The sequence below is a fragment of the Bradyrhizobium sp. genome, from assembly GCF_036009065.1.
Classification (GTDB): Bacteria; Pseudomonadota; Alphaproteobacteria; order Rhizobiales; family Xanthobacteraceae; genus Bradyrhizobium.
In genome coordinates this window covers 20155-27048 of sequence record NZ_DASYMN010000105.1, presented here as the reverse complement: position 1 = coordinate 27048, position 6894 = coordinate 20155, and the positions used below count along the sequence as shown (strand labels likewise).

Sequence of the window (6894 nt, the reverse complement as noted above, 5' to 3'; positions counted from 1 at the left end):
AGAGCCTCGATCAGGGTGAATCCTGCAACGCCGTTAGAGCAGCTTTTTCTGGACAATCTCGACGCCTCCGGTCAGCCAGTTGACGCGAACCTCATAACCCATCCCCGGCCGCGCCAGCGCGATGGTGCCGCCGCACGACATTCCCGAGGGAAAGAAATCGATCGAGCGGCCGGCGTTTCTGTCGGCGCATCGCGACGCCAGATACGCGTCGAGCGAAACGTCGGCGGGAAAGCGGATCACGCGGCCGCTGACGCCGGAGCGGATCGACCGCGTCGCGGCATCGACCTCGGTGGTCACCTGGATTTGCCGGCGCAGCGCGGCGGTGCGATCCGCCTTCAGCAACGCCGCGGTTTCCACCGCAAAGCTCTCGAGCTTCGCGCGCGAGGTGGCGCGCGGAACCGCAGGTAGGATGATGGCCGCAAGCAAGCCGATGATGGCGAGCACGCACAGGATTTCGATCAGCGCGAACCCGTGTTCGTTGCGTTGCCGGGAGTAAAAAAAGCACGTCGTCCCCGCGAAGGCGGGACGGCACGCACTACTTTGCTGACGGTCGGACAACACCGCCGTCATCCTGAGGTGCTCGCCCTTTTGGGCGAGCCTCGAAGAATGGGCCACGAGCGCAAGCGGCGATCCTTCGAGACGCCGCGCAAGCGCGCGGCTCCTCAGGATGACGGTTGGGTGTGCGGCTCTAGCGCGTGCTGCTCGCAATGTCGGTTGCCGTTCCACTGCCGCCTTCCTGTCCATCGGATCCAAGCGAGATGATTTCATAAGGAGCGCGCTCGCCGGGGGATCGATAGACATAGCCGTGGCCCCAGGGATCATTGGGAACCACGCCGCCCCGCAAGTAAGGACCGTTCCAGCCGGGCGCGTTATTGGAGCGCGTCAGCGCAGCGAGACCCTCGCTGGAATTCGGGTATCGCCCGAGGTCGAGATAATACAGATCGAGCGCGCTGGAAAAACTTTCGATCTGAATCTTGGCCGCCTTGGCCTTGGACTCGCCGAGATAGCCGAGCACCCGCGGTCCCACCAGCGCCATGATCAATCCGATGATCGTGATCACAACCAGAATTTCGACAAGCGTGAAGCCGGCCTGCGACGCTCGCGACCGCCGGCGTCTTGCCGAACTCAAAACATTTCGACCCACGTCATCTCTCCAAAATAGTCAGCCGATGATCTGGCTGACCGACATCAGCGCCGTCATCACGGAAACGATCAAGCCGCCGACGACGATGCTGATCACGATGATCGCCGCGGGTCCCGCAATGCCGACCACGCGGTCCAGCGTGCGTTGCAGCTTGGCCTCGTAGAATTCGGCGACGCGGCCCGCCAGCATCGGCAGCTGCCCGGTTTCATCGCCGAGCCGCAGCATCCGCACCGCCATCGACGGCAGCGCCGATGTATCCGATAGCGCATCCGACAGCTTCGCGCCATGACGGACGCGCTCGGCAGCATCGATCCAGACCGCGGAAGGTCCCGCGGTCGACATCATGTCGACCAGAATCCGTAAAGTGGTGGTGAGGTTGACGCCGCTTCCGAGCAAAACCCCGAGATTCCGGCAGAACAGCGAGGTCCGGTAAAACGTCATCACCTGCCGGATCGCCGGCAACCGCGTCACCGCGTTGGCGATGCCGCGGCGAACGCCTTGCTGGCGCAGCATCAGCCAGCTGCCGCCAATGACGGCGGCGACCAGCGCCAGCACGGCGTCGGAATTGTTGCGCAGGAAGGTGGAGAAATTCAGGAAACCGAGAATGAAGGGATCGACCTTGGCGCCGAAATCCGTGAGCACGCTGGCGAATTGCGGCAGCACGAAGGTGAGAAAGAACAGCAGCACACAGCCGGCGGCGCCCAGCACGAACAGCGGATAGCGGACGGCTTCGCCAAGCCGGCGCTTCAGCGCCTCCGTGCGGGTGCGTTCGTCGGCCAGCACTTCAAGGACCCGGTCCAGTGACCCAGACGCTTCGCCGACGCGGATCAGCGCCACATACATTGCGGGAAACAGCCCTTCGTGGCGCGCCAAGGCTTCCGCGAAACTCTCGCCGGCGACGACGCGCGAGCGGATATCAGCCACCACCGGCCGCAGCCGCCCGAAATCGCGGTCGGCGGCGAGCAACTCAAGACCGTCATTAATCCGGGCGCCCGCGCGCAGCAGCAGCGCAAGGTCGCGAGTGAAAAGGGTGACGTCTTCCGCCTTGGGCTTGTTGAACAGGCTGAAGACGCTTTGCCCCGAACCGCCCTCCTCGAGCGTGACGCTGTCGACCAGCACCAGCCCGAGGCGTTCGATTCGCGCCGCGACATCGCCCGGCGCCGGCGCCGCGATGGCGCCGGAGACCAGTTCGCCGCTGCTGTTCATGGCGCGATAGCGATAACTCGGCACTACTGTCGTCCCCGTTTTCGCGCCAAGGCGTATATGCATCTGCCATCGCTTTTGCTGATCGCCAGACAAACACTGCCGTCATCCTGAGGTGCTCGCCCTCTTGGGCGAGTCTCGAAGGATCGGCCACAAGCGCAAGCGGCGATCCTTCGAGACGCCGCGCAAGCGCGCGGCTCCTCAGGATGACGGCTGGATGTGTGGCTCTGCCAGTGCGCAAAAACGAGAGCACAGCGTGTATGGGTCCCCGCCTTCGCGGGGACGACGGCGAGAGATATGCGCGATTCAAGACGCATGCGACCGCTCCCGCTCATCGAATGGTCGTGACGCGGAAGACCTCAGGCACGGTGGTCATCCCGGCGCGGCATTTTAAGACTGCGTCCGCCAGCATGGTAGTCATGCCGCCGCGCATCGCCGCGGTATCGATGGTGTGCGAATCCGTCTGCGGCCCGATCAATTTGCGGACCTCGTCGGACATTTCGAGGATCTCGAACACGCCGTTGCGGCCACGATAGCCGGTCCCGCCGCAGCGCTCGCAGCCGCCGGCTTCGTGGATGGTCTCGCCGGCGTCGAAGCCGATCACGGCGAAGCGCGGGTCGTTGTCGATATCCGCCTGGGTCAATTTGTGCGGCACCTTGCAGCGGTCGCACAGCATCCGCACCAGCCGCTGCGCCACCACGGCGCGCAACGTCGACTTCAGCAAAAAGCCCTCGATGCCGAGATCGATCAGTCGCGGCACCGCCGCGGCGGCGGTTTCGGTGTGCAGCGTGGTCAGCACGAGATGGCCGGTCAATGCGGCGTGGATCGCGATATGCGCGGTTTCGGCGTCGCGGATTTCGCCGACCATGATCACGTCCGGATCTTGCCGGACGAAAGAGCGCATCGCGGTGGCGAAGGTCAGCCCGATCGACGGTTTTACTTGGCTCTGGTTGATGCCGGGGATTTCATATTCGACCGGATCTTCGATGGTGAGAATCTTGCGGGTCGGCTCGTTTAATATCGACAGCATGGTCGCCAGCGTCGTGGTCTTGCCGCTGCCGGTCGGGCCGGTCACCACGATCATGCCGTGCGGCAGCGCCAGCAGCCGGGTCATCACCGACTCGTCCTTCGGCGCGAGGCCGAGCTTGCCCATTTCGAGCAGGCCGCGGTCGCGCGGCAAGAGCCGGATCACCGCGCTCTCAGAGTGCTGCGTCGGCATGGTGGCGACACGGACATCGAGTTCTGAACGGCTGACCCGGACCCGCGCCGCGCCGTCCTGCGGCAGCCGCCGCTCGGCGATGTTGAGGCCCGCCAGAATCTTCACGCGCGAGATCAGCGCCTGCGGCGGAATTCCCGGCGGCGCATTCATCGCGCGCAGCAAGCCATCGACGCGCATCCGCACCACGAGGCCGGTGCGGAACGGTTCGATGTGGATGTCCGAAGCGCGAAGCTCGATCGCGCGCTCCAGCAAATCGTTGAGCGCGCGCACCACCGGCGCGCCGCTGGCAAGATCGCGCAGGCTGTCGATGTCGTCGTCGGACTGCTGTGTCGATCCTTTGGCGCTGTCCTCGGTGCTGGCTTCGTCGGCATCGACGCGCTGGTCGAGCACCGTCGTGATGTCCTCGAACGAGGCGACCGCGACCTCGACGGCATCGCCGAACACGATTTCGGCGGCGCGAATGGCCGCGGTGTCGGAGGGATCGGCCACCGCCAGCCGGTAGCCGCCATTGGCGGCGCGGACCGGGAAGATCGTGGACTCGCGCAGGAAGCGCCGCGAAAATCCGTCGAGACACGGCGTCGAGCTCAGCAATTGAGGCAGGCTGAGCCGGACCACCCCCCAATAGTCCGAAACCTCATCGGCGAATTCGGCGGCGGACAGATCGGTCGCTTCCCATAATTCGCGGAGCGGCCGCATCAAGGTCGAATTGGCGGGATTCTCGACGCGCGCACGCGCCTTCGGCGGCAATGAATATTTCTCGAGGAGATGCTGCCGAAAGGTCTCTGCAGAAAGGTCTCGCATCGAATTCACAACGCTAACCTTGTTACCTGAAAGCAACAGCTTATCGCAGGGCCGAAGCCTTTACGCTTGACTTATTTAGTAGCAAAAACATAATTGTGGTGTCAATTTTCGAGGGTTTCTTAATCCCTCGGCCGGACTTGGTTTCTCGATTTCACCGTCAGCGTCGGTAGGCGTATTTTGTTGAAAGTGCTCCACCCGCTTTGGCGCCTGCGTTCAGGCTTGACTGGAACGCTCGTTCTGTTTTTGTCCTCGATCCTGCTCACCGCCTGCGTCGTGACGGCAGACCAGTCGATCGAAAGCAACCCTAAGGACCCCCGCGCTCAGGACGTCTCCGACAGGATCCGCTCGCTCGACTTGCTGCCGCGCCAGACCGCCGATACCGGCACGAGGGGGCTCAAGCCGGGCGGAGGCGACAAGCAGGCCGCGATCTACCTCAGCGACGGCACACCGCCGCCGGGCGCGGCCCTGATCGAACGGGACGGCGTCGGTTCCGGCTCGGGTTATGACCTCAATTTTGAAAACGCGCCGGTCGCCGCGGTGGCAAAGGTCATCCTCGGTGACGTATTGGGCGTCGGCTACACAATCGATCCGCGCGTGCAGGGAACCATTACGATGGCGTCGGTGCGCCCGATTGCGAAAGCCGACGCGCTGTACGTACTCGAAAATGCGTTGCGCATGTCCAACGTGGCCTTGGTGCGCGATCGCGGCGGCGGGTATCGGCTGCTGCCGGCCAACGAAGCCGTGCATAGTGGCGTCGACCGGGCCGGCACCGCGGAAGCCGGCCATGGCATCAGCGTGGTGCCGCTACGCTACGTATCGGCGCAGACCGTTTTCAAGCTGCTGGATGCTTTCGGCGTCAAGGCCACGACCGTTCGCCCCGACGTCGGGCGTAATACGCTGGTCATTACCGGCAGCGGTTCCGACCGCGGTGCAGCGATCGACACCATCCTCTCATTCGACGCCGACTGGATGCGCGGGCAGTCGGTCGGGATCTTCCCGGTCCGCAACTCGACGCCTGAACCTGTGATCTCCGAAATCGAGAAGATCATGGATTCCGGCGAAGGCGGCCTCAGCCAAAGCATGATCAAGTTCCAGTCGATCGGCCGGCTCAATTCCATTCTCGTGGTCAGCCAGAAACCCGAATATCTCAAGCGCGCGGGCGTCTGGATCGCCCGGCTCGACCAATCGGACACCCAAGGCGTCAACCTGAAGGCCTATCCGCTGCGCTACGGCAATTCGAAACTGGTGGTGGCGCTGCTCAACGAAATGCTGCTCGGCGGCGGCCAGGGCGCAAGCCTCGACAACGCGTCCAGCCAGGTCTCGCCGGGCGCCGGCATTTCGGTGTCTTCGTCCCCTGGCGGAGGCTCCGTCGCCGCGCTGAGCGGGCTGCCGCCGGCCAGCGGAGCCTCCGGCGCCGTTCCAACCGCATCCGTCTCGATGCCCTTGAACACGCGTGCTGCGCCGGCCGCGGGCGCTGCGCCGGCCGGGCAGGATTACGCTTTGGCAGCCCCACTCGGCGGCGGCGGAAGGCCGTCGAGCGGTTCGGGTATTCTGCCGAATGTGCGGATCACGGCCGACGTCACCAACAACGCCGTGCTGGTCTACGCCAACGCGGAATCGCAGCGCGTGGTCGAGCAGACCATCCGCCAGATCGACCGGCCACAGCGCCAGATCGCGATCGAAGCCACCATCGCCGAGGTGACGCTGAACGACCAGTTGAACTACGGCGTGCAGTTCTTCCTCGCGAGCCGGAAAGGCTCGATTTCCAATACGATCAGCGGAGTCTCCCCCAGTTCCTCGGGAATCGACCTGCCGGCTACTGCCGTCGACGCCGCCGCCGGCGCGCTGCTCGGACGCGTGCTTCCCGGCTTCAATTTCCTGATCGGCTCCGAGAATTCGCCGCGCGTCATCCTCGATGCCCTGCATGGCGTCACCAACGTCAAGGTGCTGTCCAACCCGTCGCTGGTGGTGCTGGACAATCAGGCGGCGACGTTGCAGGTCGGCGACCAGGTGCCGTTCTCGACCGGCACCGCGACGGTGCTGACCGCCAACAACACGGTGGTGAACACCATCGATTACAAGAATACCGGCATCATTCTTCGCGTGCTGCCGCGCGCCAACGCCACCGGCAACATCGTGCTCGATATCGAGCAGGAGATCTCGAACGTCGCGGCAGGGAGCGCGGCTTCGTTGACGCCGACGATATCGCAGCGCCGCGTGAAGAGTTCGATCGCGGTCACCAGCGGCCAGACCGTGCTGCTGGCCGGCCTGATCAGCGAGACCCAGAACAGGATGCGGCAGGGCATTCCGCTGCTGGATTCGATCCCCGGCGTTGGCGATGCGTTCGCCCATCAAAACACGCAACGGACCCGAACCGAGTTGATCCTGTTCATCCGCCCGACCGTGATCAAGGACGCCGTCGATGCGCATGTGATCGCCGAGGAAATGCGCAGCAAGATGAACAACCGGCTGGTCGGCACCAGCAACCCGGTCGTCGTGCTGCCCGCACCTCAGGTTCCGCGCTGAG

General features: G+C 64.3%; 5 protein-coding genes. 1 reads left to right on the top strand and 4 read right to left on the bottom strand.

Annotation, left to right across the window (positions count from 1 at the left end):
* Nucleotides 1-33: 33 nt before the first annotated feature.
* The 4 genes from VGP39_RS06655 to VGP39_RS06640 all read right to left on the bottom strand — a co-directional run bounded on the left by VGP39_RS06655 (nt 34) and on the right by VGP39_RS06640 (nt 4367).
* The gene (locus VGP39_RS06655; protein WP_327567310.1) at nt 34-561 is read right to left on the bottom strand and encodes a type II secretion system protein; all 528 of its coding nucleotides are present in this window, start codon (nt 559-561) and stop codon (nt 34-36) included.
* Between the two features lie 127 nt (nt 562-688).
* Complete coding sequence (gene gspG / locus VGP39_RS06650) at nt 689-1144, bottom strand: type II secretion system major pseudopilin GspG (protein ID WP_327567309.1); 456 nt, start codon at nt 1142-1144, stop codon at nt 689-691.
* Between the two features lie 18 nt (nt 1145-1162).
* Nucleotides 1163-2374, bottom strand: coding sequence for a type II secretion system F family protein (locus VGP39_RS06645; protein WP_327567308.1), 1212 nt, complete (start codon nt 2372-2374; stop codon nt 1163-1165).
* A gap of 304 nt (nt 2375-2678) precedes the next feature.
* On the bottom strand, nt 2679-4367 hold the full coding sequence (locus VGP39_RS06640) for a GspE/PulE family protein (RefSeq protein ID WP_414644582.1): 1689 nt from the start codon (nt 4365-4367) through the stop codon (nt 2679-2681).
* 219 nt (nt 4368-4586) lie between these two features.
* Here VGP39_RS06640 and gspD point away from each other — a divergent pair, with 219 nt between their 5' ends.
* Nucleotides 4587-6893: a type II secretion system secretin GspD gene (gspD, locus tag VGP39_RS06635; RefSeq protein WP_327567306.1), complete on the top strand. Its 2307-nt coding sequence runs from the start codon at nt 4587-4589 to the stop codon at nt 6891-6893.
* Nucleotide 6894 lies beyond the last annotated feature (1 nt).